A 25,463-nucleotide genomic window follows, 5' to 3' on the forward strand; every position below is an offset into this window, starting at 1 on the left:
TTTCAGCCCCTGACAGGAACGCCGCCATGAGCATCAAATCGGACAAGTGGATTCGCCGCATGGCTCTGGAGCACGGCATGATCGAGCCGTTCGTCGAGCGCCAGGTGCGCGGTGCGGACGATAGCCGGGTGATCTCCTACGGCGTTTCCAGCTACGGCTACGATGTGCGCTGCGCCGCGGAATTCAAGGTGTTCACCAACATCTATTCCGCCGTTGTTGACCCTAAGAACTTCGACGAGAAGAGTTTCGTGGACATCAACAGCGACGTCTGCATCATTCCGCCGAACTCCTTCGCCCTGGCACGCACGGTCGAGTACTTCCGTATTCCCCGCGATGTGCTGACCATCTGCCTGGGCAAGAGCACCTATGCCCGCTGCGGCATCATCGTCAACGTGACCCCGCTGGAACCCGAGTGGGAAGGCCACGTGACCCTGGAGTTCTCCAACACCACCAACCTGCCGGCCAAGATCTACGCCCACGAAGGCGTGGCGCAGATGCTCTTCCTCAAGTCGGATGAAGCCTGCGAAGTGTCCTACAAGGACCGTGGCGGCAAGTACCAGGGCCAGACCGGGGTGACCCTGCCCAAGGCCTGAGGCCGTTCTGGAACGAAAAAACCGGGCTCGATGCCCGGTTTTTTTGTACCCGGGATTCTACTGTGCACAGATGTTGCACCCTCTCCCCCAGCCCCTCTCCCTGAAGGGCGAGGGGAGTTTGTCCGGGTTCGGACCGAATACAGCACTCGGCTCGGCGCGGAGTCGCCGGCCAGCTTGTGGGCATCAGGCGCGAGTCACCCCTCTCCGCTTCAGGGAGAGGGGTCGGGGGAGAGGGGCGGAGCCTCAGGGCACCAGCGGCAGGATGCGCTTGTGCTGGGTGTTGTCGTAGGTGCGGACGATGGTGGCGTAAGCCTCGGGGCCGACGTCCTGGCCGTGAAGGAAGGCGTCGATCTCGACGTAGGTGACGCCGTGTGCTTCTTCGTCCGGCTTGCCCGGGCGCAGTTCTTCCAGATCGGCGGTGGGCACCTTGTGCACCAGGGAGTCCGGCGCGCCGAGGTAACCGGCAATGCTGCGCACCTGGTTCTTCACCAGACCGCTGAGTGGGGCCAGGTCGCAGGCGCCGTCGCCGAACTTGGTGAAGAAACCCATGACGGCCTCGGCGGCGTGGTCGGTACCGATCACCAGGCCGTTGTTGGCGTTGGCGATGGCGAACTGGGCCACCATGCGGATGCGTGCCTTGATATTGCCAGTGACGAAGTCGCGGCGCGCGTCGGCAAGGTTGTTCAGGTGGGTGACCTGCTCGGCCAGGCCGACCACGCTGTCTGCGATGTTCACGGTCTCTTCTTCATCGGCACGGATGAAGTTCATCGCCACCTGGGCGTCCGATTCGTCGTGCTGGACGTTGTAGGGCAGGCGCACGGCAATGAAGCGGTAGCCGGCATCGCCGGTTTCGGCACGCAGCTCCTCGACCGACAACTGGGCCAGGCGGCCGGCGGTGGTGGAGTCGACGCCCCCGCTGATGCCCAGCACCAGTACCTTGAGGCCGGACTTGCGCAGGCAATCCTTGATGAAGGCCTTGCGCCGCTCGACTTCGGCCACCAGGGCGGCTTCATCGGCGAAGGGCGGGACAACGTCCAGGGCTTTGGCGATTTCTTGCTGGCGGTTGCTGCTCATGTGCGGAGTCCTTACTGGCTGTCGGTGACGCGGAAAACGTGTTTCAGGTAGGCGACGAAATTCTCGTCGCGGCATTGGCTCTTGCCTGGCGCATCGGAAATCTTGGCCACCGGCTGGCCGTTGCAGCCGGTCATCTTGATCACGATGTTCATCGGTTCGACGCCCGGAATATCGCAGGTCAGGTTGGTGCCGATGCCGAAGCTGACCTGGATGCGCCCATGCAGCGCACGGTAGAGCGCCAGGGCTCGGGGCAGGTCAAGGCCGTCGGAGAATACGAGGGTCTTGGTCTGCGGGTCTATGCCCAGCTTCTCGTAATGGCGAATGGCTTTTTCAGCCCACACCAGGGGATCGCCGGAATCGTGGCGCAGGCCGTCGAAGAGCTTGGCGAAGTAGAGATCGAAGTCACCGAGGAAGGCCTGCATGGTGATGCAGTCGGTCAGGGCGATACCCAGTAGGCCACGGTACTCGCGCACCCAGCAGTCGAGGGCGGCAATCTGGCTGTCGATCAGTCGCGGGCCGAGCTGCTGGTGGGCCATCAGCCATTCGTGGGCCATGGTGCCGATGGGCTTGATGTCGAATTCCCGCGCCAGGTGCACGTTACTGGTGCCGACGAAGCGGCCGGGGAAGTCGCGCTTGAGGATATGCACGACCTCTTCCTGGACCTTGTAGGAGAAGCGCCGGCGGGTACCGAAGTCCGCCAGCTGGAATTCACTCAGTTCTTCGTCACTGGCATTGGCCCTGAGCCAGTCGAGCTTGCGATAGAGCGTTTCGCGGGCCTGGATCAACTTGACGTCGCGATAGCGGTAGCGGTTGCGCACTTCGCTGATGATTGCCAGCAGCGGGATTTCGAAGAGGATCACATGCAGCCAGGGGCCGCGCAGGCGCACGCAGAGCTGGCCGTCGTCGATGCCGAGTTGCAGGTAACGCAGGTTGAAGCGGAACAGGCTGAGGAAGCGCGTGAAGTCCGGCTTGATGAAGGGGATGCGTTCGAGGAAGTTGAGCTGGTCGGGGGTAATGGAGATGTCCGCCAACTGCTCGATCTGGTAGCGGATTTCCGCGAGGTAGGGGGTCAGGTCTTCGTCGTTGCGGCAGCGCAGCTCCCATTCGACTTCGGCGTTGGGGTAGTTGTGCAGCACCGCCTGCATCATGGTCAGCTTGTAGAAATCGGTGTCTAGCAGGTTCTGATTGATGCGGCCGGAAAAGGCGCTGTCAGCCATGGTTGGTTCTCGAAGCTCCGGGCAGACCGTGGAAAGGGCGCAGGATGCGGCAAGGTTGGGTGTGGTGCAAGGTTGTGGGGATACCTTGTGGGAGCGAATTCATTCGCGAAAGGACTGCGGAGCTGTCCCGTTCATTAGCAGCAGGTGTCGACCAGCATCGCGAATGAATTCACTCCCACACAGAATGCCGGGCAAAAGAAAAGGCACCCGAGGGTGCCTTGAAATGTGATCTATGGAGTAAGTCCACTCAATCAGAGCGGTAGGGCGGCGGTAAGTTCCGCCGCTGGTAGATCATTTTTGCGGGGTCAGCATCAGGCGCTTGGTGCCGTAGATGGCGTCCAGGTTCTGCGGCTGGAAGGGGAACTTCATGTAGCGTGCCTTGAGCCAGGCATCGATGCCGTCGGCATAGTGCGGGCTGGCCGGGTTGCCGGACTGGCCGGAGCTGTTCATGCCGATCATGGGTTCGGGCTGGCTGAAGTCGACGATGATGCGCATGGCCGGAATCAGCCAGGTGTTGAAGTCTTGTCCCCAGTGATAGGCCGAGACGTTGAGGGTGCTGTGGTCACCGCCGGCCGGGTAGGGGCCACGGTCCAGATAGCCCTTCAGCGCGTTGAGGCCGGTGCGCTGGCTGGCGCTCATGTGGGGGGCCAGTTGGGTGCTTTCGGTGACCCATTCGTAGGTGTGCAGCTTGCCCCACTGCCAGGCTTTGCGGTCGGCGCCCAGGCGGCCCTCGGCATAGTTGATGGCGGCAGCCAGGCTGCGCGCGAGGATGGCCGGTTTGTCTTCCTTCTTCTGCGCGGTGTTGACGTCATCCCAGAACGGGCTGTCGACGCGACCCAGCAGGTGGTCGGCCTGGGCCGAATAGGACAGGTCGGCGGTCTGTATCAGGGCACGCCAGGCCGGGCTGGTTTCCGGACCGAGTTCATCGAGGAAGATCTGCCGCGCGCTTTCGTGGAGGAAGGCGCCGTAGTAGGCGGCGTCGGCTGAGGTCGGGCTCAGGCGGCCGTCGAAGGCCAGCAGGCGGTCGAGGCCTTCCTGGGCCCTGGACCGGTCTGCCGGCGGCAGGGCGTTGATGGCCTGCTTGAGCGGCTGGGCCATGCCTGGGTCCTGCAGCATGGTCTTGAGCTTGGCCGGGAAGGGGCTGGTCTGGTCGTACTGCATGGCAATCATGCTCTGCCAGTCGTGCTTGCCACTGCCGCCCGCCAATTCTGCGATGCGCTCGGCGCGTTCCGGGTAGTACCAGGAGTTGGACAGCTGCACGCCATAGCCGCCCTGCACGGTGCGGTGGTTGGCGGTGCCGAGCCAGCCCTGGGTAGGGTCCTGGTCGTAGGGGTGGAGCATGGGGTCGGCATAGCCGTCCCAGTCGTAGCGGCCGTCCCAGCCAGGGGAGGGCAGCAGGCCGCGACCCTCGCGGCGGTTCGGGTAGCGGCCGGTGACCTGCCAGGCGATGTGCCTGGCATCCGCGTAGAGGATGTTCAGGCCCATGGCGCGGATGGAGCGGGTGGCCTCGTGCGCGTCTTCCACCGATTGGGCGCGGGACAGCGCGAAGAAGGCGTCCAGCGACTGGTCGGCTTCGAACTGGCTGGTTTGCAGGGCGATGCCGTAGCCGCTCTTGATCTCCAGTGGCTGCAGCGGATGCTTGCGCTGGCCCAGGACGGAGTTCAGCAGCGGTCCGTGGCGGGTCTCGTAGATCACCTCGCGGACCGGGCGCTCGCCCTTGATGAAGAAGGTTTCCATGCGCTCGCTGGCGGGGAGCCACTTGCCATCGGCCTGGTAGTAGAGGCGGTTGCCCTCGCGCTTGATCTTCTCCAGGAACAGGTCCTGGTTGTCGCCCATGACCATGGTCATGCCCCAGGCCAGCTTGCCGTTGTAGCCGGCGACCACGGCCGGCACGCCAGCGATGGAGACGCCCGCGGCCTGGAATTTCGGCGAGCGGATCTGCACGAAATTCCACACTGAAGGCATGGACAGCGGCAGGTGGGTGTCGTTGGCGAGGATGCTGCGGCCGGTGCGGCTCTTCTGGGGAGCGATGGCCCAGTTGTTGGACGCGGCGACGCCGAGCATGTTCAGCGCGGCGATCTGGCCGGCGGTGTCGTTCAGCGCGGTCAGGCCGGGAATCTGCCCGCCCAGTTGCAGGCCCTTGAGCTTTTCGGCTTCCTCGAAGGGAAGCGGCTCATCGGGGTAGATGGGAGTCAGCCAGGCCAGTTTGTCGGCACCGACCTTCTGCGCCAGTACCAGGGAGGCGATTTCCTCCTGAAGGTTCACCGCCAGGCCGAAGTTCAGCAGACTGAAGACCAGCACCGAGTCTTCCGGCTTCCAGTACGCCGGCTTGTAGCCGGCTTCGGCCAGGTCCATCGGCAGCTTGTCGCGATAGCGATAGAGGTAGGCGTTGACGCCACGGGAGTAGACCGCGAAGAACTCCTTCAGGCGCGGCGAGGCGTTCTTGTAGAGGATGTCGGCGCTCTTGCGCAGGTTGACCGCGCGCATGAAACGGTCGATCTCCAGGACGCCCGGACCGGCCATCTCGGACAGACGACCCTCGGCCATCAGGCGCAGGCCGACCATCTGGCTGAGGCGGTCGGACGCGTGGACGTAGCCGAGGGTGAACAGTGCGTCGTGGAAGGTGGTGGTTTCGATCAGTGGCATGCCCAGCGGGTTGCGGCGGATCGAGACGCTCTGCGCCAGGCCTTTGACCGGCTGGAAGCCCGAGGTGGGCGGCAGGCTGCTGGAATAGCGGCTATCCAGCCAGGACTGGCAGCCGCTGATGCTGATCATGGCGCCAGCGGCGGCGGCAACGCAGAACCGGGGGAGGAAGCGCTTGAGGGCTGGCGAAGCCATGGAACGGGCTCTCCTGAGAGGGGCATCGGATCAAACGCGCTACGTTAGTGAGCCGCCCCGCGACGTGCAAGCGCCGCCCGGACTACTTTTTCACGGCAGCCAGATTCACCTGTTCCCCCGCGTGTAGGCACGGACGGTAGCCGGGCGCGCCTGGATGCCCGGGTACCCGCGCTAGAGGTTGGGGAAGTCGTCCAGGTTCTGTTCCTGCCAGGGGTGGCGGTCGATCCAGGGATACAGGTCGATCATCGGGATGGTTCCAGGTGACGTTTTACCCGGTCCAGAAACGAACAGGCCCGCGCGAGGCGGGCCTGGGAAAGTGCGTCGGCGTCAGGCGCCGTGGCACTTCTTGAATTTCTTCTGGCTGCCGCAGGGGCAGGGATCGTTGCGGCCCACTTCCTTCAGCGGGTTGCGCACCGGCTCCTGGTGGCCGTGATTGCAATGCGGGCCATGCACGTGGTGAGGGTGGTCATGGTCGTGGTTGCAGTTCGGACCATGGACGTGGGGTTCTTGACTCATGAAGCTTCTACTCCGGAATGTAACTGCCGGGGATTATCTCGCCATTGCGGCTGAGGTGCACGCTCTTGCCGAACATCAGCCCCGTCTTCACTTCACCCTCGAGGCGGTACTTGATCGGCTCGTCGGGCTTTTCCAGGAGCTTGACGATGTACTTCATGTGCCGCCAGAGATTGGTGCGCACGGGAACGTCGAAGGTCTGGCTCCCATGGGCGGGAACGGTGAACCAGGTGTTGGACTCGCCGGAGGCGAGCTTCACGTCATTGAGATGGACGGTGTAGACCAGCCCGCGCACTGGCAGGCTGACGTCGTTGGGATTATCGATGCGAAAGCGCAGCACGAACTGTTGTTCCAGTAGTTTGGCGCGTACCACGTCCACCTTGAGCAGGCGTACGTCGGGTTCGTGGAAGCTGTCGCTGATCCAGGTGGAGCATCCACTCAAGCCCGAAAAAGGTAGGGCGAAGAAAAACAGTAGGCTGAGAATTCTTATCGTTTGCGCCTGGTAAAGCATTGCAATACTCCAAGTGAGGCTCCAGTGTAACAAGCAACTGCTTGGCCGCAACCTGTTGTGGGCCGAAAAAAAGCTGCGCCATACTGCAGGGCAATTCGGACAGGAGTGTGACCAATGGGTCGTTACGAAATCGCCTTTTCCGGGAAGCTGGTGCCCGGGGCGCGTCTGGAACTGGTGCAGGCCAACCTGGCCAAGCTGTTCCAGGCTGACGCCCAGCGGATCGCCCTGCTGTTCTCCGGGCGGCGCATGATCCTCAAGAACAACCTGGATGAAGCTGCTGCGGAGAAGTACCGATCGACCCTTGAACGCGCCGGTGCGCTGGTCGAGGTGGTTGCCATGGAGCCGGAAATCGAGGAAGTGGAGCTGGCGCCTCCGCCGGAACCCGAGCCCGCGTTCCAACCCGCACCGGCTCCAGCGCCCACTGTGGCGCAGGTTGCCGCGCCGGGGCGGCTGAAAGTGGTGCCGCGCGATGAGTACATGGCGGCGTTCGTTGGGGTGGATGCGCCGGACTTCGGCATCGCCCCGGTCGGCGCCGATCTTCAGGATGCCAAGCCAGTCATGCCGCCGCCGCGTTACGACCTCTCGAACATGAGCCTCGCACCCGTCGGCAGCGACATGGGGCAGGCGAAGATGCCTCCGGCCGGACCGCCGCCGGATACCTCCCATCTGCGTCTGGAAGAGCGCAAATAAATAGAAGAGGCCCGCAGCATGCGGGCCTCTTCTATTTATGGCGTCAAAAGTAGCCTGAACAGCATTTCTTGAACTTCTGGCCGCTTCCGCAGGGGCAGGGATCGTTGCGTCCGGCCTTCACCGGCACCGTCGGGTCGAGGAAGTACCAGCGGCCTTCCACCTGGACGAATGCCGACTTCTCTCGGTGGCTGTGTTCCCCCGCCTGGTCATGCCAGCGCGCGGTAAAGGTGACGAAGGCATGCTCGGGTTGGCCGCCCAGCAGTTCGTGGCCTTCCACTTCCAGGCCGAGCCAGGTACTGGAGAGACTCCAGGCGCGAATCGACTCCAGGTCCAGGCCTTCGCGCTGGGCGGGCAGTGTGGTTTCCACCAGATAGTCCACCAACCCCAGCACGTAGGCGCAGTAGCGGGAGCGCATCAGGGCTTCGGCGCTGGCGGCAGGGTGACCAGCGTGATGACGGCCGCAGCACACCTCCAGGAGATTGCCGCTACCGCAGGGACAGATTGCAGTGCTCATGGCTTACCACCAGTACTTGCCGAAGTTTTCCGGGTTGGCCCAGAACTTGGCGTTCAGCCAGTCGGGGACCTGCTTGTACTCGCGCAGGTCGTAGGTGAACAGGGTCAGGGTCTGCTGGTCGCGGTGGAAGCGTTCGCTGGCCTGCAGCGCCAGAGAGAAGAAGTCGGTGTCTTGCCAGCCGCAGGCCCCGAGGTCAGCCAGCACCGCTACCCGGCTGGCGTTGAGGTTGCGGATACCACCCAGCAGTTCAAGGCCGGTGCGCTTGGGCAGGTGTTCCAGGCAGTCCGCCAGCAGCGCGAGGTCGAAGCGGCGTGCGGCTTGCTCCGCCGGCAACGGCCCGGCAGGGACTTGCACCACCTGGCTGGCAGGGTGTGCGGCGGCGAAGGCTTCCAGCGCCGGGAGCGGGCTATTGCCGACCAATAGCAGGCTTTGCGGAGCGGAGCGTTCGAGCAGGGCGGCCAGTGCCTGCTGAGGTGTGCGTGAAGAGAAGCTGTCAGTCATCGAAAATCCTCGAACAAGTGGGTCAAGACTAGCCTGAAGGCGAGACATGGCCTAGTGCTGGCGGTTTCCGGGGCTGGCGTCTTTACTCCCTAGTTGTCGGTATGGGCCGATTCTAAGAGGAGACTCGCTTATGAGCATTACACGGACAGCTTTACCCCTGCTTCTTGTGACCAGCTTGCTGACTGGCTGCGCCGGCCTGCAGAAGACCGACTGGCCCAAGTGTGCAGCTGTCGGGGGTGTGGTAGGTGCGGGATTGGGTGCGATTGAAAGCAGCACCTATGCGGGTTGGGGCGCCTTGATCGGTGCCGGTACGGCAGCAGCCTATTGCTGGGTACACGGCGATGGCGACGAGGATGGTGATGGCGTACCTGATAGCCGTGACAAGTGCCCCGGCACGCCGCCCGGCACGCCCGTGGACGCCGATGGCTGCCCGCCGAAGGAAGAGCCTGTGGCTGAAGAAGTCGTCGTGGTCGAGCACGAAACCATCGTGGTTCGCGACCTGCTGTTCGCATTCGATTCCGCCAAGCTTGATCCGGCCGACGAAGCCACGCTGGATAACGTTGCCAGCCGCCTGAAAAACGAAGCGCCGGATGCCAAGCTGACCGTCACCGGTCACACCGACAGTGTGGGTTCCGATGCCTATAACCAGAAACTTTCGGAGCGCCGCGCCAATGCAGTGGCCGACTACCTGGTTCGCAGTGGCATCCCGGCGTCCAACATCGTCAGTGTCGGTGGTGCAGGTGAAAGCCAGCCAGTCGCTGACAACTCCACCAAAGACGGCCGTGCGATGAACCGGCGGGTGGAAATCCAGATCGACCGCTAACCCCCGGCATACCTGCGGCGCGCGCCTTGTGCGCCGCGGGCCCCGGGTCTTTACTCCTGTGTTACCGGCCTGGCCGGTGACACAGGAGAGTCCATCATGAGCAACCAACTCCCTCGGGTTGCGATTTCCCTTCTTCTGGTCAGCAGTTTCCTTTCTGCTTGTGCGTCCACGTCCAGCGATGGCGGTCGCGCGAAGAATCGCCGGGTCGAGATCCACATCGATCGCTGAGTGATTCGATGGCCTCGCGTGCGAAGGCTGGCCTTGACCTCCGCGCATTTTCCGGCGACGCACTGGTGCGTCGCCGGGCTTCGGCGTATGTTCCGCAAAACTAGAAAAATGCCAGGAGGAGAGGCATGCGTTTATTCATGGGGCTGGGCAAGGTCATTGCCCTGTTGTTCTGGCTGGTGGTCATCGCCAACCTGCTCTCACCGTTCACCAGACCGTTTGAAATGCTGCTCAATGGCGCCGGAATCCTGCTGATCCTGGTGCATCTGCTGGAAATCATGCTGTTCAATTCGCTGCTGCGCGATCGTGCCAGTCCCTGGATGGATCGTCTGCAACTGCTCCTTTTCGGCGTCTTTCACCTGCTCAGCATTCCTCGCCACCGTACCCAGGGGGCCGGCCATGCGTAAGCTATTACTGCTGACTGCGTTGATCGCCCCTTTGGCTCTGGCAGAGGGGCAGGTCAAGGTGGATGCCCACAACTTTCTCAAGCTGCCGCATCGTACCGGCAGCCTCAGTCTCGACCACGTCGAAGTCGCCGATTACGCCACCCTGTTGATCCCGGCGGGTGTCACCGAATTGCGTATCGGTGAGCTGCGTATGGGGCGTGAGGCGCGCCTGGGCATTGCCCCGGCCGAGCAGCCATTCCGCCTGGAGGTGCAACGCGGCGAGATTGGTACCGGAAGCCACATTACTGCGTCGGGTTCGGCTGGCAGCATGAGCAGGCCGGCCAGCGGCGGGCGTCATCTTGATTTGCGCTTCGTGGATGTCCAGGTGAGCGAGATGACCCTGGACGTGCGCGGCGGCATCGGCGCGCCGGGGCGTCCGGGGCTGGATGGCGCCGATGGCGATGCTGCTGGATGCCTCTGGGGCCAGGCGGAGCGCGGTTGGGATGGTCAGTCGGGGAGCGATGGCCAGACTGGCGGTGCGGGCGGGCAGGTCCGTCTGGAGGTTCCTGAAACCTTCCCGGTCGAGCTGTTGCGCGTTCGTCTGGACGGTGGCGCTGGCGGTGCCGCAGGCGAGGGCGGAGCCGGCGGCCTTGGCGGTTCCGGCAAGGGCTGCCTGATTTATCGGGCCGACGGCGCGAAGGAAGGCCGCGCTGGCCAACCCGGCTTGCCTGGTGCTGCCGGTAGCGCCGGCAGCCTCAAGGTCGTGCGTTTCTGATCAGCCAGGGACGCACAGGGATGTGCGTCCGATTCAGAAGCTGGGTCGGATGGCGACGATAGTCACCAACGCCATCCCGATCAGCAGGTTGAACCCCACCACACGACGGATGCGACCCAGCACCGCGCCACCTTCTGGCCAGTTCTCCGCGTTTACCGCGGCCCGCAGTTGCGGCAGCAGCAGCGCGCTGACCCGCAGGAACAGCGCAAGCATGGCCACATAAAGGCCAATCATCATGTGCACGTAGCGCGGCGCCGCCTCCATGCTGGCGTATGACAGGTGCAGCATGCCGACCCCGGTGAAGGGCAGTACCAACACTGCCGGCCACACCCACAGGAAGAAGCGACGAAACACATCCAGCCACAGGCGCAGCCGGGCGGGTGGTTCCAGAACCTGCACAGCAGCTGGCCTCAGGATCATCCAGGCGAAGAACATGCCGCCGACCCAGATCAGGGCGGCCAGCAGGTGCAGGGCATAAAGGGCGGCGTGGGCAGTCATCCGGTCAGCTCCATTCGGCGGGTAAAAGAAGGCGCGCTATCATAGCCGTCCTGTTAAAGTACTGAAAATTTATCCAGCTATTCCCGCCGCAATCACCCATGCTCAGCACCGAACTCAAGTCCCAGATCCAGGGCGCCTACAGCCGTTTCCTCGAAGCCAAGGGGCTCAAGGCCCGTTATGGCCAGCGCCTGATGATCGCCGAGGTGGCCAAGGTCCTGGGCGCCATTCCCGTGGATGACGAAGGGCACCGCGAAGGCGAGCCTGCTGTCGTGGCGGTGGAGGCGGGCACCGGTACCGGCAAGACGGTGGCCTACAGCCTGGCGACCATTCCCGCGGCCAAGGCCGCCGGCAAGCGTCTGGTGATCGCGACCGCCACCGTGGCGCTGCAGGAGCAGATCGTTCACAAGGACCTGCCGGACCTGATGCGTAACAGCGGGCTCAACTTCAGCTTCGCCCTGGCCAAGGGCCGTGGTCGCTACCTGTGCCTGTCCAAGCTCGACATGCTTTTGCAGGAAGGCCAGGCGCAGAGCGCTACTGCCCAGTTGTTCGCCGACGAAGGCTTCAACATCACGGTCGATGAGAATGGGCAGAAACTGCTCAACCAGATGATCGAACGCCTGGCCGGCAACCGCTGGGATGGCGACCGCGACTCCTGGCCCGAAGCCATCGAGGACCAGGACTGGGCCCGTGTCACCACCGATCACAGCCAGTGCACCAAGCGCCACTGCCCTAACTTCCAGCAATGCGCTTTCTATAAAGCGCGGGAAGGCATGACCAAGGTGGACGTCATCGTCACCAACCACGACATGGTGCTGGCCGACTTGGCGCTGGGCGGCGGCGCCGTGCTGCCTGACCCGCGCGATACCCTCTACGTCTTCGACGAAGGCCACCATCTGCCGGACAAGGCCATCGGCCACTTCGCCCATTACACCCGCCTGCGCTCTACCGCTGACTGGCTGGAACAGGTGGCCAAGAACCTGACCAAACTGCTGGCGCAAAACCCCTTGCCGGGTGATTTCGGACGCCTGGTCGAGGGCGTGCCCGAGCTGGCGCGGGAAATTCGCACCCAGCAGCAGTTCATGTTCAACGCCTGCGAAGAGATCGCTGATTTCCGTGCCGGTGAAGACATGGAAGGGCGTGACCGTCCCCGCCACCGTTTCGAGGCAGGTGTGATTCCCGAGCACCTGCGGGAGCTGGGCATCGAGCTGAAGAAGGGTTTCTCCAGACTTCATGACGTTTTCACCCGTCTTACCGAACTGCTCAAGGAAGCGATGGACGGGGAGGGCAGCATTGGCATCGCCGGCCACCAGGCGGAAGAGTGGTACCCGCTGTTCGGCAGCCTGCTGACCCGTGCCCAGGGCAACTGGGAACTGTGGACTGCCTTCACCACCGAAGACCCGGAGAACAGCCCGCCTATGGCGCGCTGGCTGACCCTGGCGGAAAGCGGCGCGCTGCACGATATCGAAGTCAACGCCAGCCCGATCCTGGCCGCCGAGACCTTGCGCCGCAATTTGTGGAACGTCGCCTACGGCGCGCTGGTGACTTCCGCGACCCTGACCGCCCTCGGCAAGTTCGACCGTTTCCGCATGCGCGCCGGCCTGCCGAAGATCGCCGTTACCGCCGTGGTGCCCAGCCCCTTCCATCATGCGGACGCCGGCCTGCTGCGCGTGCCGGACCTCAAGGCCGATCCTCGCGACGCGGCTGCCCATACCGCAGCCATCGTGCGTGAGCTGCCGGGCCTGGTAGAAGGCGCGCGCGGTACCCTGGTGCTGTTCGCCTCGCGCCGGCAGATGCAGGACGTGTTCGAGGGCCTGGAGCGCGACTGGCGCAAGCGTGTGCTGATCCAGGGCAACCTGTCCAAGCAGGAAACCCTGAACAAACACAAGGCGCGGGTGGACGACGGCGAGGCGAGCGTGCTCTTCGGTCTGGCCAGTTTTGCCGAGGGCGTCGACTTGCCGGGCGCCTACTGCGAACACGTGGTGATCGCCAAGATTCCCTTTGCCGTACCGGACGACCCGGTGGAGGCCGCGCTGTCCGACTGGATTGAAGCCCGAGGCGGCAATCCCTTCATGGAAATCGCCGTGCCCGACGCCTCCCTGCGCCTGGTGCAGGCCTGCGGTCGCCTGCTGCGTACCGAAGCCGACCGCGGCACCATCACCCTGCTGGACCGACGCGTGGTGACCCAGCGTTATGGGCGCGCCATCCTCGATGCGCTCCCGCCCTTCCGTCGCGAGATCGCCTGACACAGTACTGCCCTTGACGCTGTGCGCCCCCCATCTGCGATGATGCCGGGGTTTATGCGGGTGCCCACCGCCCCCGCCTTGTCCCGCTTCGTTTTGTCGCACCTTTGGCGAGATACGAATTTTTTGCGGTCTATGCACAGCATTCTCTTGGGAACTCCGGTCCGATGCTTTCGACACCCAAACGCCCCCTCGTCCTGGCCATCCTCCTCGGGATGTCGGGAATCCCCCTGGCTGCGCAGGCAGAGACCCTGTTCAACTTCGTCCGCCCGCTGGACGCCGTGCAGGTGGTGACCCAGGACGCCAACCTGCCGAGCGTGACCGCCGAATCCACCGCCAATGGCGAAATCCTTCGCCGGCTCACCTTCAATGCCGCCGAGAAGCCCAGCCTGCGCCTGACCCCGCAGTCGGGAAGCTGGGACTGGTCCAAGGCCGAGGCCATGAGCCTGCGCATCCAGAGCGCGCAGGATTGGGCCATTACCCTGGATGTCGCCATCGAAAGCACCGACGGCAAGGTCCTGACCACGCAAGTGGCGCTGCCGGCCGGTCCGGCCCAGACAGTGCTGATTCCCCTGGCTGCAACATCGCCCAACGTCCACGGCATGCGTGCAGCGCCGCCTGTGCCCTGGACCCGTGACGGCAAGCGCTGGCTGCCGGCCACGCTGGTGAACGGCGAACTGGATCGCAGCAAGGTCGCCTCCGTGACCCTTTCGCTGAACCAGCCGAGCGCGGCCCAGAACGTGCTGCTCGGTCGCTTCGGCACTGAACAGGATGATCAGCAGGAGGCGCTTTACGACGGCCTGATGGACGCTTACGGCCAGTACGCCCGTGCTGACTGGCCGGGCAAGGTGAAGAACGACGCGCAACTGAAAAGGGGCGCCGAGGATGAGGCGAAGCAAGTCGCCGGCTGGATGGCCAAGTTGCCGCAGCAGGACACCTATGGTGGCTGGCTGGGCGGCGAGACCTTCGAGGCCAGTGGCTTCTTCCGCACCGAGAAACGCAACGGCCGCTGGTTCCTCGTGACCCCCGAGGGCCATCCATTCTTCTCTTTGGGCGTCAACGCGGTGACACCCGGCCTGAGCCAGACCTACGTCGAAGGCCGCGAGGCGATGTTCAAGGCCCTGCCCAAGGACAACGAGCCCCTGGCTACTCACTTCGGCAAGGGCGACGACCGTGCCGACACGGATGCCAACCAGGGTCGCGCATTCAACCAGGGCCGCTGGTACGACTTCTACGGCGCCAACATCGAGCGCACCTACGGTAGTAACGATCCGCAGCGCTGGGTCAGCCACAGCCTGGATCGCCTGAAAGCCTGGGGCTTCAATACCGTCGGCAACTGGAGCGATGCGGCCTTCAATTCCAGCCAGCGCATGCCCTATACCTTGCCGCTGTCCATTCATGGTGACTACGCCACCATCAAGACCGGCTTCGACTGGTGGGGCGGCATGCCCGACCCCTTCGACCCACGCTTCGCCATGGCGGCGGAAAGGGCTATCGCCATTGCTGCCCGCGACCACCGTGACGACCCCTGGCTACTCGGCTTCTTCGCCGATAACGAACTCGCCTGGGGTGGCCATGGCGAGGACCCGAAAGCCCGCTATGCGCTGGCCTACGGCACCCTGCGCCTGACCACCGATGTGCCGGCCAAGCGCGCCTTCCTCAAGCAGTTGCGCGACAAGTACCGCAACCAGCAAGGGCTCTCCAAGGCCTGGGGCATTGAGTTGCAGGCCTGGGAACTGATGGAAGACCCCGGCTTCGAACCGCCGCAGCCGAGCCCCGAATACCCGGCCATCGAGGAAGACTTCAAACGCTTCCAGCGCTTCTATGCCGACACCTATTTCAAGACCATTGCCGACTCGATGAAGTGGCATGCGCCCAACCACATGCTGCTGGGGGGGCGCTTCGCCGCCACCGTGCCAGAGGCCATTGAGTCCTGCGCGCAGTACTGCGACGTGATCAGCTTCAACCGTTATACCCGCGAGCCGCAGCATGGGCTGGACATGGACCTGCTGCGCCGCCTGGACAAGCCGTTGATGATTACCGAGTACCACTTCGGCTCTCGTGATCGCGGCCCGTTCTGGGGTGGCGTGTCGGAGGTGTACAAGGAGGAAGAGCGTGGTCCGGCCTACGCCAACTTCGTGAAAAAGGCTGCCGAGGAACCGCTGATCGTCGGCGCTCACTGGTTCCAGTACCTCGACCAGCCTGCCACTGGCCGCCTGCTCGACGGCGAGAACGGTCATCTGGGGCTGGTGGGCATCACCGACCGCCCATGGCAAGGCTTCGTCGACGCGGTGCGCAAGGCAAACCTGAGCCTGGCGGCGGACATCAACAAGCCGCAGGAGTCCGGGGCGCCGGCTAAGCCTCAGCCCAAGGAAGCCGGCAAGCCAGCGGCTCAGCCCGAGGAGGGGGAAGCCGACCAGCCTGCCGCTGTGCAGCAGGAGGAAACCGGGAAGCCCTGATGGGCGACCCGTCTTCGGCACGGTTCACAAGGGGCGGCAAGGCTGGAACAATGCCGCCTCCATTTTCATCAGGAGCACGCCGGTGCAGACCCAGGGCTATTTCGACTTGCGCTTCGAGGCGGCCAGAGACGCGTTCGCCGACCTCTTCGCCGATCCCCAGGAGCGCGGTGCCGCGCTCTGCGTACAAGTCGGCGGGGAAACCGTGCTCGACCTCTGGGCCGGCGTGTCAGACAAGGATGGCCAGGAAGCCTGGCACAGCGACACCATTCTCAACCTCTTCTCCTGCACCAAGCCCTTTGCGTCGGTGACCCTGCTGCAACTGGTGGGGGAGGGCAAGCTGGACCTCGACGCGCCCGTGGCACGTTATTGGCCGGAGTTCGCCGCCGCCGGTAAGGCGCGCATCAGCGTTCGGCAATTGCTTTGCCACCGGGCCGGCCTGCCGGCGATTCGCGCCACGCTGCCGGCGGAGGCCCTCTACGACTGGGACGCGATGACCGCCGCCCTGGCGGCTGAGGAACCCTGGTGGACGCCCGGTGAGGCGCATGGCTATGCGCCGATCACCTACGGTTGGCTGGTAGGCGAGCTCATTCGCCGGGCCGATGGCCGTGGTCCGGGCGAGGCCATCGCGGCCCGCGTCGCCAAGCCCCTCGGACTGGATTTCCATGTCGGCCTGGATGACGCCGAGTTCCACCGGGTCGCCCACATCGCCCGCGCCAAGGGCAACATGGGCGATGCTGCTGCGCAGCGTCTGCTCAAGAGCATGATGACCGAGCCGAACTCGCTCAGTACCCGTTCCTTCACCAATCCACCGTCGATCATGACCAGCACCAACAAGCCGGAATGGCGGCGCATGCAGCAACCAGCGGCCAATGGCCACGGCAATGCGCGCAGCCTGGCCGGTTTCTATGCCGGCCTGCTGGAAGGCCAGGTGCTGGATTCGGAACTGCTCGGCGAGCTGACGCGCGAACACGCCCGGGGCGAGGACCTCACCTTGCTCACGGCCACCCGCTTTGGCCTGGGCTGCATGCTTGACCAGCCGGACGTGGCCAACGCCACCTATGGCCTGGGGCGCCATGCCTTCGGCCATCCTGGCGCAGGCGGCTCCAGCGGATTCGCCGATCCCGAGCGGGAGCTGGCCTTCGGCTTCGTTACCAACACCCTCGGCCCTTACGTATTGATGGACCCTCGCGCGCAGAAACTGGCGAGAGTGGTCAAGCAATGCCTGGGCTGAGCCACTCGTCAGATGCACAGATTTTTTCTTTGCTGATTAAAGGCTTGCCGCCAGAATTTAAGCTCGATTGTGAAATTAGATCGCCATCATTCTGGTGCTGGCGCGCGGCCCTCAGCGACTACGGAACCCTGCCCATGAAGCTGTTCAAGATCTCTACCTTGATCCTCTGCATGACTGCGTCCGGCTGCAGCATGCTTGGCCACCAGAAGGCCGAGGCCCCCGCCAAACCCGTGAAAACCGCTTCCGCAAGCCACTGGTGGTGGCCCTTCGGCGGCGAAGAAAAAGCCAAGGCGGCCAAGGTTGCCAAGGTTGACGTCAAGGCCACCCAGGCCTGGCTCGACCAGTACGAGCCGCGCCTGCGCGAAGCCGCGAAGGGCAGCAAGCTGGAAGTGGAACGCCGTGAGAATGTCCTGGTGGTGATCCTGCCGGTGGACCCGTCGTTCAACCCGGATCGCCCGAGTATGTTGCTGCCCATCACCCTGGGCCCCATTACGCGGGTGGCCAAGCTGGTGGAAGGCGATACCAAGACCGCCGTGCTGGTACTGGGTCATGCCGATTCATCGGGCAAGGCTGACCTCAACCGCAAACTCAGCCAGGAACGCGCCCAGTCCGTCGCGGCCATCTTCCGCCTGAGTGGCCTGCAGCGTGATCGCCTGTCCCTCAAGGGCCTGGGTTCGGACATGCCGCGCGCGGCCAACGACAGCCAGCAGGGCCGGGCGCTCAACCGCCGTGTCGAGCTGATCCTGACCCCTCAGGACACGCTGGTGGCGCTGCTCGCCCAGTACAACAAGCCGGCCAAGCCGGAGCAGGCTGGCAAGGCCGTGCAGGTGGTTGCGGCAGATCAAACCAAGTAGGCCTGGCTTGGGTAAGCTATTGGCTTTCCGAACACAGGACCGCTAATCATGACCCAGACCCTGGCCGATATGCGCCGTGACTACACCCGTGACGGGCTCAGCGAGGACCACGCGCCTGCCGAGCCCTTCAGCCTCTTCCGGCGCTGGTTCGGCGACGCGGTGAAGACTGAGCAACTGCCGGTCGAGCCCAACGCCATGACCCTCGCCACGGTGGACTCCCAGGGCCGTCCGCATTGCCGTGTACTGCTGCTCAAGGGCCTGGACGAATGCGGCTTCACCTTCTTCAGCAACTATGACAGCGCCAAGGGCGAGCAGCTCGCCGCCAACCCCTTCGCGGCCATGACCTTCTTCTGGCCGGCGCTGGAGCGCCAGGTGCGTATCGAAGGACGGGTGGAGCGAGTGACTCCGGGCGAATCCGACGCTTATTACCAGGTCCGCCCGCTGGGCAGCCGTCTGGGGGCCTGGGCTTCACCCCAGAGCCGGGTGATCCGTGATCGCGCGGAACTGGAGAGCCTGCTGGTGCAAACCGAACAGCGCTTCCTCGACCAGGCGCCCGCTTGTCCGCCGCATTGGGGCGGTTATCGCCTGCTGCCTGAGCGCATCGAGTTCTGGCAGGGGCGCTCGAGCCGCTTGCACGATCGCCTCAACTATCGCCTGCAGGATGGCGCCTGGGTTCGCGAGCGCCTGGCGCCCTGAGCCCCGTCAGTCCTGTGTCCGATACCCCTCGGCTGCCTGGCGCAGCCAATCGGGGAGTTGGCGCCGCTTGACGCCGGCCTCCCGCGCCCGCGCCAACTGCTCCAGCATGAATGCCTGCTTCGCCTTGTTGCCGTCGGCCAGTGACAGCGCCAGGTCACGATCCATCCAGCGTTTGATGCGCACGTAAAGCCACCAGTGGAAGTACAAGCCGGCGGCGGTAGTAATGACGATGATGAAATAGTCCATGGGCTAACCTAGGAGTACAGGATGGTCGTAGGAGCTTTCCTTGATCACTGTCAGAAAGCTGAATTCTGGCTGAATGAACACTGAGTACTTCGGCCCTTCAGGTGACAGCCTCCGCTGCGCGGAGTCTAATGGACAGGTACTTAATTCTGGAGGTAATGCTATGCGTAAACCCGTCTTGCTGGTGGCCTCTTTCACGGCAGTGGCACTGGCGCTGGGTGGCTGTCAGTCGAGCCTGACCGGTGACACCTACTCCCGTGACGAGGCTCGTCAAGTACAGACCGTGCGCATGGGCACCATCGAATCCCTGCGCCCGGTGAAGATCGAAGGCACCAAGACTCCGATCGGCGCCGGTGCCGGTGCGGTGGTCGGCGGTATTGGCGGCAGCACCATCGGCGGTGGTCGCGGCAGCGCGGTCGCAGCGGTGATCGGTGCGGTAGCCGGTGGCCTGCTGGGCGCAGCAGCCGAAGAAGGCATCACCCGGACCCAGGGTGTGGAAATCACGGTGCGCGAGGACGATGGCTCGATGCGCGCCTACGTCCAGGAAGTCCAACCCAACGAAATCTTCCGCGTGGGCGAGCGTGTGCGCATCATGACGGTCAGCGGCACCAGCCGCGTCAGCCACTGAAGCTAAGCTGTCCCGATCGGGACAGCTTTCTTTTTCCGTCTGAATCCAGTCCAAGCTGGCGGTAGCGCTTCGAGCCTGCCGGGCTCTGGGCTGGACGTTCTCCGGCGCTGCTAGCGTTTTGAAATAATTCAATCTATCGCGATAAATCGATAGTAATGGATAATCGAAGGGTTTTTTCGCTTGCCATTTCCAGTACTTGGAAGGAGATGGCGCTGACCTAGGGGAGTTATGGATGATACTGGCGCTCATCGTCGCGCTGCCCTTTCTCGGGGCCTTTCTTCCACCGCTGGCCGAGCGCCTTGGCCGTTCAGTTTGCGCAGCTGTTGCCGGGCTGGTACCACTGACGGGCCTCATCCTGCTGCTGGCTCAGGCCGATAGCGTATTTGCCGGGCACACCCTGAAGCTGCTCCTGCCCTGGCTTCCGGGTTTCGGTCTCAACTTCAGCCTGCGCCTCGATGGCCTTGGCTTCCTTTTTGCCCTGCTGATTCTCGGCATCGGCCTGCTGGTCATCCTGTACGCCCGCTATTACCTGTCCAAAGACGAGCCCATGGGGCGTTTCTTTGCGTTCCTGTTGCTGTTCATGGGCGCGATGCTGGGCGTGGTGCTGTCCGAGAACCTGCTGTTGATGCTGGTGTTCTGGGAAATGACCAGCCTGTCATCCTTCCTGCTCATTGGCTTCTGGGGACATCGTTCAGATGCGCGCAAGGGTGCCCGCATGGCCCTGGTGGTTACCGGTGGCGGTGGCCTGGCACTATTCGCCGGGATACTGCTGGTGGGGCATATCGCGGGCAGCTACGAGCTGAGCCAGGTCCTCGCCGCTGGCGAGCAGATTCGCGCCCACGGTCTGTACCCGGTGGCCCTGTTGCTGGTCCTGCTGGGCGTCTTCACCAAGTCCGCGCAGTTCCCGTTCCATTTCTGGCTACCCCACGCCATGGCGGCACCGACGCCGGTGTCCGCCTACCTGCACTCGGCCACCATGGTGAAGGCCGGTGTGTTCCTGCTGGCGCGCCTGTACCCGGCGCTCGCCGGCTCCGACCTCTGGTTCTACCTGGTCAGCCTGAGCGGGCTGGCGACGCTGTTGATCGGTGCCGGCATGGCGCTGTTCCAGCATGACCTCAAGGGCTTGCTGGCCTACTCGACCATCAGCCACCTGGGCCTGATTACCCTGCTGTTCGGCCTGGATTCGCAGCTGTCCAACGTCGCGGCGGTGTTCCACATCATCAACCACGCCACGTTCAAAGCCTCGCTCTTCATGGCGGCCGGGATCATCGACCACGAGACCGGCAGCCGCGACATGCGCCTGATCAACGGGCTATGGAAGTACATGCCGCACACGGCGGTGCTGGCCATGGTGGCGTCCCTCGCCATGGCCGGGGTGCCCTTGCTGAACGGCTTCCTGAGCAAGGAAATGTTCTTCGGCGAGACCTTGCAGCAGGACCTGCTGGGCAGTTTCAGCTGGGTGGTGCCTGCGGCGGCGACCCTCGCGGCGGTGTTCTCGGTGGCCTATTCGCTGCGCTTCGTTCACGACGTGTTCTTCAACGGCGAACCGACGTCCCTGACCAAGTTCCCGCCCCACGAGCCGCCGCGCTATATGAAAGTGCCGGTCGAGATCCTGGTGTCCCTCTGCCTGTTGGTGGGCGTGCTGCCCGGCATTACCGTCGGCCCGCTGCTGGCGGCTGCGGCCTCTGCCAGCCTCGGCGGCGAACTGCCGAAATACAGCCTGGCCATCTGGCACGGTTTCAACCTGCCGCTGGCCATGAGCCTGGTCGCCCTGGTGTGCGGCGTACTGGTGTATGTCCTGCGCAAGCCACTGTTCAGCTGGTATGCCGGCCTGCCCGACACCGATGCGAAGGACGTCTTCGAGCAACAGGTGCAACGTTTCACCGCAGCAGCCCGCTGGCTCACCGGCCATCTGGAGAACGGCTCCCTGCAGCGCTATCTGGCCTTGTTGCTGGGGAGCGCCATGGTGCTGGTGGCCCTGTCACTGGCGCCATTGCCGCAGATCGCCGGAGCGCGCCCGCTGACGCCGCTCGATGGTATTACCACCCTGGGGCTCGTGGTGCTGGCGCTGTCCGGTGTGCTGACGGCGATCTTCCATCGCCAACGCCTCATCTCGCTGATGGTCCTCGGCGTCGCCGGGTTGCTGGTGGCCCTGGCCTTTGCGCGCTTCTCCGCCCCCGACCTGGCGTTGACGCAGTTGGTGGTGGAGGTGGTAACCCTGGTGCTGCTGATGCTGGCGCTGTATTACCTGCCGTCCCGCACGCCGGGTGAAAGCTCCAGCCTGCGCGGCCTGCGCGACTTCGTCCTGGCGTGTGGCGTCGGTGTGATGGTGGCCTTGCTGGCCTATGCGGTGCTGACCCGTCCTTACAGCGGCATCGCCGACTTCTTCCTCGCCAACGCCCTTTCCGGTGGCGGCGGTACCAACGTGGTGAATGTCATACTGGTTGACTTCCGAGGTTTCGATACGTTGGGCGAAATCACAGTCCTGGCCGTCGCCGCCGTCGGTATCTTCGCGATGCTGTCGGGGCTGCGCATGACCACCCCGACTTGCGATCCACAAGGGCGCAACTGGGCTCGCGCCAAGCACCCATTGATTCTCGAAACCCTGTCGCGCCTGATCCTGCCCCTGGCGCTGCTGATCTCGGTGTTCGTCTTCCTGCGTGGTCACAACCTGCCGGGCGGCGGCTTCATCGCCGGCCTCATCACGGCCGTGGCGCTGGTGCTGCAGTACATCGCCAGCGGCGTTGCCTGGGTGGAACAGCGCCTGTCGCTGAATTACCAGCGAGTGGCCGGTGCCGGGGTGCTGATCGCCGCGCTGACCGGTCTTGGCAGCTGGGTCTTCGGGCGCAATTTCCTCACCACCGCCTTCGGCCATTTCGAGCTGCCGCTGGTGGGTGAGTTCGAACTGGCCACCGCCATGCTGTTCGACCTTGGCGTGTACCTCGCCGTAGTCGGTGCCACGCTGCTGGTGCTGGTCAACCTGGGCCGTGTGAGCCTGTTCCCCGTCGCGACGAAGGAGATTCACTGATGGAGGCGCTGTTCGCCGTGACACTCGGCCTGCTCACCGCCAGCGGTGTCTACCTGCTGCTGCGCGGACGGACTTTCCCGGTGGTGCTGGGACTGACGCTGCTGTCCTATGCCGTCAACCTCTTCCTTTTCGCTATGGGGCGTCTGGCTGGCGAAGCGGCCGTGCTCGGGCGCGACGTCCAGTACGCTGACCCGGTTCCCCAGGCGCTGGTGCTGACGGCCATCGTCATCGGCTTCGCCATGACCGCCTTCGTGGTGGTACTGGCGCTGCGTGGTGTGAGCGAGTTGGGTACCGACCATGTGGACGGGCTCTCTGGCGAGGAGGGCGCTGCGTGAACCACCTGTCGATCCTGCCGATCCTGGTCCCATTGTTCACCGGCGGCCTGCTGCTGGTCCTGCCGTCCAACGAACGCCTGAAACGCACGCTCTCGGTACTGGCCACGCTGGTGCTGGTACCGCTGGCACTGCTCCTGATGCAGCAAGCCGGCGATGGCCAGCTGCGCGTCTACGCACTGGGCAGTTGGCAGCCGCCTTTCGGCATCGTGCTGATGCTCGATCGCCTCGCCGCCCTGATGCTGCTGGCCACCGCCGTGCTGGCCAGTGGCGTGGTGCTTTACGCCGTGCGTGGCGACGACCGCATCGGCTTGCGCTTCCATGCGTTGCTCCAGTTCCAGCTGCTGGGGATCAACGGCGCCTTCCTCACGGGTGACCTGTTCAACCTGTTCGTGTTCTTCGAGATCCTGCTGATTGCCTCGTACGCCTTGCTGTTGCATGGCGGCGGTGCGGATCGGGTGAAGGCCGGCCTGCACTACGTGATCCTCAACCTTGCCGGTTCGGCGCTGTTCCTGATCGCCGTGGGCACCCTCTATGGCATCACCGGCACCCTGAACATGGCCGATATGGCACGCCGGGTAGCCGCCGCCGACCCCGCCGAGGCGCCCGTGCTGGCCGCTGCCGGGCTGGTATTGCTGCTGGTGTTCGCCCTCAAGGCGGCGCTGCTGCCACTCTACTTCTGGCTGCCGCGCGCCTACGCTTCGGCCAGCGCGCCGGTCGCTGCGCTGTTCGCAATCATGACCAAGGTGGGGATCTACTCCATCCTGCGGGTCTACAGCCTGATCTTCGGACCCGAGGCGGGGGAACTGGCCAATCTGGCACAACCCTGGCTCTGGCCCCTGGCCCTGGCGACGGTGATTCTTGGTGCGCTGGGCGCACTGGCCGCGACCACGCTGCAAGGGCTGCTGGCCTACCTGGTGGTGGTCTCTGCCGGTACTCTGCTGGCCGCCATCGCCCTGGGCACCCCCGAGGCACAGGGAGCGGCGCTGTTCTACCTGCTGCACAGCACCTGGGTGGCCGGAGCGTTATTCCTGCTCGCCGACCTGATCAGCCGCCAGCGCGGCGAGAAAGCGGGCCACCTGGTGCAAGGGCCGGCGCTGCAGAACCCGCACATCCTCGGTGCGGCCTTCTTCTTCGGTGCCATCGCCGTTGCCGGCCTGCCGCCGCTCTCGGGGTTCTTCGCCAAGCTCCTGCTGCTCCAGGCGGTTCCGCCGGGCGGCGGTGCGCTGCCGTTATGGAGCGCGTTGCTGATGGGGGGCTTCGTCAGCCTGATGGCCCTGAGCCGCGCCGGCAGTACCTTGTTCTGGCGTACCGGCCATCAAGTGCTTGGCAGCGCCGAGCTGGATGCTGGCCGACTGTTCGCCACCCTGCTGCTGTTGATCGGCAGCCTGCTGCTGGTGGTCTTCGCCCAGCCACTGCAGGACTACGCCCAGGCCAGCGCGGCGCAGTTGCATGACCCGGCTCTCTATCGGGCTATCCTCGGGGAGGCCGGCGCATGATGCGACGCATCTTTCCCCATCCGGCCGAAAGCCTGCTGCTGCTCTTCGTCTGGCTGCTGCTGGTGGATTCCTTCGCCTTCGGCCACTGGTTGCTGGGCGCCTTCCTCGGCTGGTTGATTCCGTTCTGCTTCCAGCCGCTGCTGATCGAGCGACCGAAACGCTGGCACCCGCTGAAGCTGATGCGCTTCCTGCTGATGGTGGTCTGGGACGTGCTGGTGGCCAACTTCCTGGTGGCGCGGCTGACCCTGGGCCGTGTCGAGGCACTGCGACCGGCCTTCGTCGAGGTGCCGATCGACCTGGATAACGAACTGGCTATCAGCGTACTGGTGAGCGTGGTGTCCCTGACCCCGGGCTCGCTGGCCGCCGACCTCAGCGCCGACCGCCGGACCCTGCTGGTGCACGGCCTGGATGTACCGGACAAGGTGGCCATGGTGGCCGAGATCAAGGCGCGCTATGAGGCACCGCTGAAGGAGATCTTCCCATGCTCGCCTACGTGATTCCCCTCTGCCTGGCCATGCTCGGCCTGGCGCTGGTGCTGACCCTGGCCCGTCTCATCAAGGGCCCCAGCCTGCCGGACCGGGTGCTGGCGCTGGACACCCTCTACATCAATGCCATCGCCATGCTGGTGCTCTACGGCATCTGGAAGGGTAGCGACCTGTTCTTCGAAGTGGCGCTGCTGATTGCCGTGCTTGGCTTCGTCAGCACCGTTGCGGTGGCCAAGTACATGCTGCGGGGAGACATCATCGAATGACCGGCGCGCCCTTGCCCCTTTGGGCGGAAATCATCGTCTCGGCTCTGCTGATCCTCGGCAGCGCCTTCGTGCTGGTCGGCGCCATCGGCCTGTATCGGCTGCCTGATTTCTTCATGCGCCTGCACGGCCCGACCAAGGCCACGACGCTGGGGGTGGGCGGTGTGGTGATGGCGTCCCTGGTGTTCTTCTCCACCGACGCCGACGGTCTCAGCCTGCACGAGCTGCTGATCAGCCTGTTCCTGTTCATCAGTGCGCCGGTCAGTGCCTACATGCTCGCCAAGGCCGCCGTGCTGCAGCAGTTGCCGCTGGACCAGCGCACGCGCGGCAAGCCATGGAACCAGTGA

Annotated in this window: 26 protein-coding genes and 1 pseudogene; 18 read left to right on the plus strand and 9 right to left on the minus strand. The window is 64.3% G+C overall.

The window, feature by feature from the left end:
• Nucleotides 1-26 precede the first annotated feature (26 nt).
• Nucleotides 27-593, plus strand: coding sequence for a dCTP deaminase (gene dcd, locus THL1_RS08110; protein ID WP_069082784.1), 567 nt, complete (start codon nt 27-29; stop codon nt 591-593).
• A gap of 243 nt (nt 594-836) precedes the next feature.
• On the opposite strand, the gene nadE is transcribed toward dcd, so the two are convergent.
• The 5 genes from nadE to THL1_RS08135 all read right to left on the minus strand — a co-directional run bounded on the left by nadE (nt 837) and on the right by THL1_RS08135 (nt 6,746).
• Nucleotides 837-1,667, minus strand: coding sequence for an ammonia-dependent NAD(+) synthetase (nadE, locus tag THL1_RS08115; protein ID WP_069082785.1), 831 nt, complete (start codon nt 1,665-1,667; stop codon nt 837-839).
• An 11-nt stretch (nt 1,668-1,678) separates the two neighbouring features.
• On the minus strand, nt 1,679-2,884 hold the full coding sequence (gene pncB / locus THL1_RS08120) for a nicotinate phosphoribosyltransferase (RefSeq protein WP_069082786.1): 1,206 nt from the start codon (nt 2,882-2,884) through the stop codon (nt 1,679-1,681).
• A 291-nt stretch (nt 2,885-3,175) separates the two neighbouring features.
• Nucleotides 3,176-5,722: a penicillin acylase family protein gene (locus tag THL1_RS08125; protein WP_069082787.1), complete on the minus strand. Its 2,547-nt coding sequence runs from the start codon at nt 5,720-5,722 to the stop codon at nt 3,176-3,178.
• Between the two features lie 327 nt (nt 5,723-6,049).
• The gene (locus tag THL1_RS08130; RefSeq protein ID WP_069082788.1) at nt 6,050-6,238 is read right to left on the minus strand and encodes an SEC-C metal-binding domain-containing protein; all 189 of its coding nucleotides are present in this window, start codon (nt 6,236-6,238) and stop codon (nt 6,050-6,052) included.
• 7 nt (nt 6,239-6,245) lie between these two features.
• Nucleotides 6,246-6,746 (minus strand): LEA type 2 family protein, encoded by a 501-nt coding sequence (locus THL1_RS08135; protein WP_069082789.1) that lies wholly within the window; start codon nt 6,744-6,746, stop codon nt 6,246-6,248.
• 114 nt (nt 6,747-6,860) lie between these two features.
• On the opposite strand from THL1_RS08135, the gene THL1_RS08140 reads away from it, so the two are divergent.
• Nucleotides 6,861-7,436, plus strand: coding sequence for a hypothetical protein (locus THL1_RS08140; protein ID WP_069082790.1), 576 nt, complete (start codon nt 6,861-6,863; stop codon nt 7,434-7,436).
• A 43-nt stretch (nt 7,437-7,479) separates the two neighbouring features.
• Here THL1_RS08140 and THL1_RS08145 read toward each other — a convergent pair whose 3' ends face one another.
• Nucleotides 7,480-7,950, minus strand: coding sequence for a YchJ family protein (locus tag THL1_RS08145; RefSeq protein WP_069082791.1), 471 nt, complete (start codon nt 7,948-7,950; stop codon nt 7,480-7,482).
• 3 nt (nt 7,951-7,953) lie between these two features.
• Nucleotides 7,954-8,451: a DUF6231 family protein gene (locus THL1_RS08150; RefSeq protein ID WP_069082792.1), complete on the minus strand. Its 498-nt coding sequence runs from the start codon at nt 8,449-8,451 to the stop codon at nt 7,954-7,956.
• 130 nt (nt 8,452-8,581) lie between these two features.
• On the opposite strand from THL1_RS08150, the gene THL1_RS08155 reads away from it, so the two are divergent.
• The 4 genes from THL1_RS08155 (at nt 8,582) to THL1_RS08165 (ending at nt 10,660) form a co-directional block, all read left to right on the plus strand.
• Nucleotides 8,582-9,274 (plus strand): OmpA family protein, encoded by a 693-nt coding sequence (locus tag THL1_RS08155; protein ID WP_069082793.1) that lies wholly within the window; start codon nt 8,582-8,584, stop codon nt 9,272-9,274.
• Between the two features lie 96 nt (nt 9,275-9,370).
• Nucleotides 9,371-9,502 (plus strand): hypothetical protein, encoded by a 132-nt coding sequence (locus THL1_RS30975; RefSeq protein ID WP_257785018.1) that lies wholly within the window; start codon nt 9,371-9,373, stop codon nt 9,500-9,502.
• A 125-nt stretch (nt 9,503-9,627) separates the two neighbouring features.
• Complete coding sequence (locus tag THL1_RS08160; RefSeq protein WP_069082794.1) at nt 9,628-9,906, plus strand: DUF1145 domain-containing protein; 279 nt, start codon at nt 9,628-9,630, stop codon at nt 9,904-9,906.
• Nucleotides 9,899-10,660 carry a hypothetical protein gene (locus THL1_RS08165; protein ID WP_069082795.1) on the plus strand — a complete coding sequence of 254 codons (762 nt, stop codon included), beginning with the start codon at nt 9,899-9,901 and terminating at the stop codon, nt 10,658-10,660. The genes THL1_RS08160 and THL1_RS08165 overlap by 8 nt, the downstream gene beginning before the upstream one ends.
• A gap of 33 nt (nt 10,661-10,693) precedes the next feature.
• On the opposite strand, the gene THL1_RS08170 is transcribed toward THL1_RS08165, so the two are convergent.
• Nucleotides 10,694-11,158 (minus strand): CopD family protein, encoded by a 465-nt coding sequence (locus THL1_RS08170; protein ID WP_069082796.1) that lies wholly within the window; start codon nt 11,156-11,158, stop codon nt 10,694-10,696.
• A gap of 98 nt (nt 11,159-11,256) precedes the next feature.
• On the opposite strand from THL1_RS08170, the gene dinG reads away from it, so the two are divergent.
• From dinG to pdxH, 5 genes and pseudogenes are all read left to right on the plus strand, one after another.
• On the plus strand, nt 11,257-13,401 hold the full coding sequence (dinG, locus tag THL1_RS08175; RefSeq protein ID WP_069082797.1) for an ATP-dependent DNA helicase DinG: 2,145 nt from the start codon (nt 11,257-11,259) through the stop codon (nt 13,399-13,401).
• A gap of 164 nt (nt 13,402-13,565) precedes the next feature.
• On the plus strand, nt 13,566-15,857 hold the full coding sequence (locus tag THL1_RS08180; protein WP_069082798.1) for a beta-galactosidase: 2,292 nt from the start codon (nt 13,566-13,568) through the stop codon (nt 15,855-15,857).
• 82 nt (nt 15,858-15,939) lie between these two features.
• Nucleotides 15,940-17,088 (plus strand): serine hydrolase domain-containing protein, encoded by a 1,149-nt coding sequence (locus THL1_RS08185; RefSeq protein WP_069082799.1) that lies wholly within the window; start codon nt 15,940-15,942, stop codon nt 17,086-17,088.
• Nucleotides 17,089-17,279: 191 nt separating this feature from the next.
• Nucleotides 17,280-17,939 (plus strand): annotated as a pseudogene (locus THL1_RS08190) (OmpA family protein); the annotation flags it as partial.
• 51 nt (nt 17,940-17,990) lie between these two features.
• Complete coding sequence (gene pdxH / locus THL1_RS08195) at nt 17,991-18,638, plus strand: pyridoxamine 5'-phosphate oxidase (RefSeq protein ID WP_069082801.1); 648 nt, start codon at nt 17,991-17,993, stop codon at nt 18,636-18,638.
• Between the two features lie 6 nt (nt 18,639-18,644).
• On the opposite strand, the gene THL1_RS08200 is transcribed toward pdxH, so the two are convergent.
• Nucleotides 18,645-18,884: a hypothetical protein gene (locus THL1_RS08200; protein WP_069082802.1), complete on the minus strand. Its 240-nt coding sequence runs from the start codon at nt 18,882-18,884 to the stop codon at nt 18,645-18,647.
• 160 nt (nt 18,885-19,044) lie between these two features.
• Here THL1_RS08200 and THL1_RS08205 point away from each other — a divergent pair, with 160 nt between their 5' ends.
• From THL1_RS08205 to THL1_RS08235, 7 genes are all read left to right on the plus strand, one after another.
• Nucleotides 19,045-19,509 (plus strand): glycine zipper 2TM domain-containing protein, encoded by a 465-nt coding sequence (locus THL1_RS08205; RefSeq protein ID WP_069082803.1) that lies wholly within the window; start codon nt 19,045-19,047, stop codon nt 19,507-19,509.
• 232 nt (nt 19,510-19,741) lie between these two features.
• A complete protein-coding gene (locus THL1_RS08210; protein ID WP_069082804.1) occupies nt 19,742-22,537 on the plus strand; it encodes a monovalent cation/H+ antiporter subunit A in 2,796 nt (931 codons plus the stop codon).
• Nucleotides 22,537-22,872 carry a Na+/H+ antiporter subunit C gene (locus tag THL1_RS08215; protein WP_069082805.1) on the plus strand — a complete coding sequence of 112 codons (336 nt, stop codon included), beginning with the start codon at nt 22,537-22,539 and terminating at the stop codon, nt 22,870-22,872. Before THL1_RS08210 ends, THL1_RS08215 begins: the two co-directional genes overlap by 1 nt.
• Entirely contained in the window at nt 22,869-24,368 is a 1,500-nt protein-coding gene (locus THL1_RS08220; RefSeq protein WP_069082806.1) for a monovalent cation/H+ antiporter subunit D, read from the plus strand. The genes THL1_RS08215 and THL1_RS08220 overlap by 4 nt, the downstream gene beginning before the upstream one ends.
• The gene (locus THL1_RS08225; RefSeq protein WP_069082807.1) at nt 24,365-24,865 is read left to right on the plus strand and encodes a Na+/H+ antiporter subunit E; all 501 of its coding nucleotides are present in this window, start codon (nt 24,365-24,367) and stop codon (nt 24,863-24,865) included. The genes THL1_RS08220 and THL1_RS08225 overlap by 4 nt, the downstream gene beginning before the upstream one ends.
• Nucleotides 24,850-25,119 (plus strand): K+/H+ antiporter subunit F, encoded by a 270-nt coding sequence (locus tag THL1_RS08230; RefSeq protein WP_069082808.1) that lies wholly within the window; start codon nt 24,850-24,852, stop codon nt 25,117-25,119. Before THL1_RS08225 ends, THL1_RS08230 begins: the two co-directional genes overlap by 16 nt.
• Nucleotides 25,116-25,463 carry a Na+/H+ antiporter subunit G gene (locus THL1_RS08235; protein ID WP_083245846.1) on the plus strand — a complete coding sequence of 116 codons (348 nt, stop codon included), beginning with the start codon at nt 25,116-25,118 and terminating at the stop codon, nt 25,461-25,463. The genes THL1_RS08230 and THL1_RS08235 overlap by 4 nt, the downstream gene beginning before the upstream one ends.

The organism is Pseudomonas sp. TCU-HL1 (assembly GCF_001708505.1).
Classification (GTDB): Bacteria; Pseudomonadota; Gammaproteobacteria; order Pseudomonadales; family Pseudomonadaceae; genus Metapseudomonas.

What these genes read in the sequence shown, in the direction of transcription:
- THL1_RS08215 (WP_069082805.1), top strand. Translation starts at nt 22,537, where the DNA reads ATGGAGGCGCTGTTCGCCGTGACACTCGGCCTGCTCACCGCCAGCGGT.
- THL1_RS08165 (WP_069082795.1), top strand. Translation starts at nt 9,899, where the DNA reads ATGCGTAAGCTATTACTGCTGACTGCGTTGATCGCCCCTTTGGCTCTG.
- THL1_RS08230 (WP_069082808.1), top strand. Translation starts at nt 24,850, where the DNA reads ATGCTCGCCTACGTGATTCCCCTCTGCCTGGCCATGCTCGGCCTGGCG.
- THL1_RS08140 (WP_069082790.1), top strand. Translation starts at nt 6,861, where the DNA reads ATGGGTCGTTACGAAATCGCCTTTTCCGGGAAGCTGGTGCCCGGGGCG.
- THL1_RS30975 (WP_257785018.1), top strand. Translation starts at nt 9,371, where the DNA reads ATGAGCAACCAACTCCCTCGGGTTGCGATTTCCCTTCTTCTGGTCAGC.
- THL1_RS08210 (WP_069082804.1), top strand. Translation starts at nt 19,742, where the DNA reads ATGATACTGGCGCTCATCGTCGCGCTGCCCTTTCTCGGGGCCTTTCTT.
- THL1_RS08180 (WP_069082798.1), top strand. Translation starts at nt 13,566, where the DNA reads ATGCTTTCGACACCCAAACGCCCCCTCGTCCTGGCCATCCTCCTCGGG.
- pdxH (WP_069082801.1), top strand. Translation starts at nt 17,991, where the DNA reads ATGACCCAGACCCTGGCCGATATGCGCCGTGACTACACCCGTGACGGG.
- THL1_RS08225 (WP_069082807.1), top strand. Translation starts at nt 24,365, where the DNA reads ATGATGCGACGCATCTTTCCCCATCCGGCCGAAAGCCTGCTGCTGCTC.
- dcd (WP_069082784.1), top strand. Translation starts at nt 27, where the DNA reads ATGAGCATCAAATCGGACAAGTGGATTCGCCGCATGGCTCTGGAGCAC.
- THL1_RS08160 (WP_069082794.1), top strand. Translation starts at nt 9,628, where the DNA reads ATGCGTTTATTCATGGGGCTGGGCAAGGTCATTGCCCTGTTGTTCTGG.
- THL1_RS08135 (WP_069082789.1), bottom strand. Translation starts at nt 6,746, where the DNA reads ATGCTTTACCAGGCGCAAACGATAAGAATTCTCAGCCTACTGTTTTTC.
- THL1_RS08155 (WP_069082793.1), top strand. Translation starts at nt 8,582, where the DNA reads ATGAGCATTACACGGACAGCTTTACCCCTGCTTCTTGTGACCAGCTTG.
- THL1_RS08200 (WP_069082802.1), bottom strand. Translation starts at nt 18,884, where the DNA reads ATGGACTATTTCATCATCGTCATTACTACCGCCGCCGGCTTGTACTTC.
- pncB (WP_069082786.1), bottom strand. Translation starts at nt 2,884, where the DNA reads ATGGCTGACAGCGCCTTTTCCGGCCGCATCAATCAGAACCTGCTAGAC.
- THL1_RS08130 (WP_069082788.1), bottom strand. Translation starts at nt 6,238, where the DNA reads ATGAGTCAAGAACCCCACGTCCATGGTCCGAACTGCAACCACGACCAT.
- THL1_RS08125 (WP_069082787.1), bottom strand. Translation starts at nt 5,722, where the DNA reads ATGGCTTCGCCAGCCCTCAAGCGCTTCCTCCCCCGGTTCTGCGTTGCC.
- nadE (WP_069082785.1), bottom strand. Translation starts at nt 1,667, where the DNA reads ATGAGCAGCAACCGCCAGCAAGAAATCGCCAAAGCCCTGGACGTTGTC.
- THL1_RS08235 (WP_083245846.1), top strand. Translation starts at nt 25,116, where the DNA reads ATGACCGGCGCGCCCTTGCCCCTTTGGGCGGAAATCATCGTCTCGGCT.
- THL1_RS08145 (WP_069082791.1), bottom strand. Translation starts at nt 7,950, where the DNA reads ATGAGCACTGCAATCTGTCCCTGCGGTAGCGGCAATCTCCTGGAGGTG.
- dinG (WP_069082797.1), top strand. Translation starts at nt 11,257, where the DNA reads ATGCTCAGCACCGAACTCAAGTCCCAGATCCAGGGCGCCTACAGCCGT.
- THL1_RS08205 (WP_069082803.1), top strand. Translation starts at nt 19,045, where the DNA reads ATGCGTAAACCCGTCTTGCTGGTGGCCTCTTTCACGGCAGTGGCACTG.
- THL1_RS08170 (WP_069082796.1), bottom strand. Translation starts at nt 11,158, where the DNA reads ATGACTGCCCACGCCGCCCTTTATGCCCTGCACCTGCTGGCCGCCCTG.
- THL1_RS08150 (WP_069082792.1), bottom strand. Translation starts at nt 8,451, where the DNA reads ATGACTGACAGCTTCTCTTCACGCACACCTCAGCAGGCACTGGCCGCC.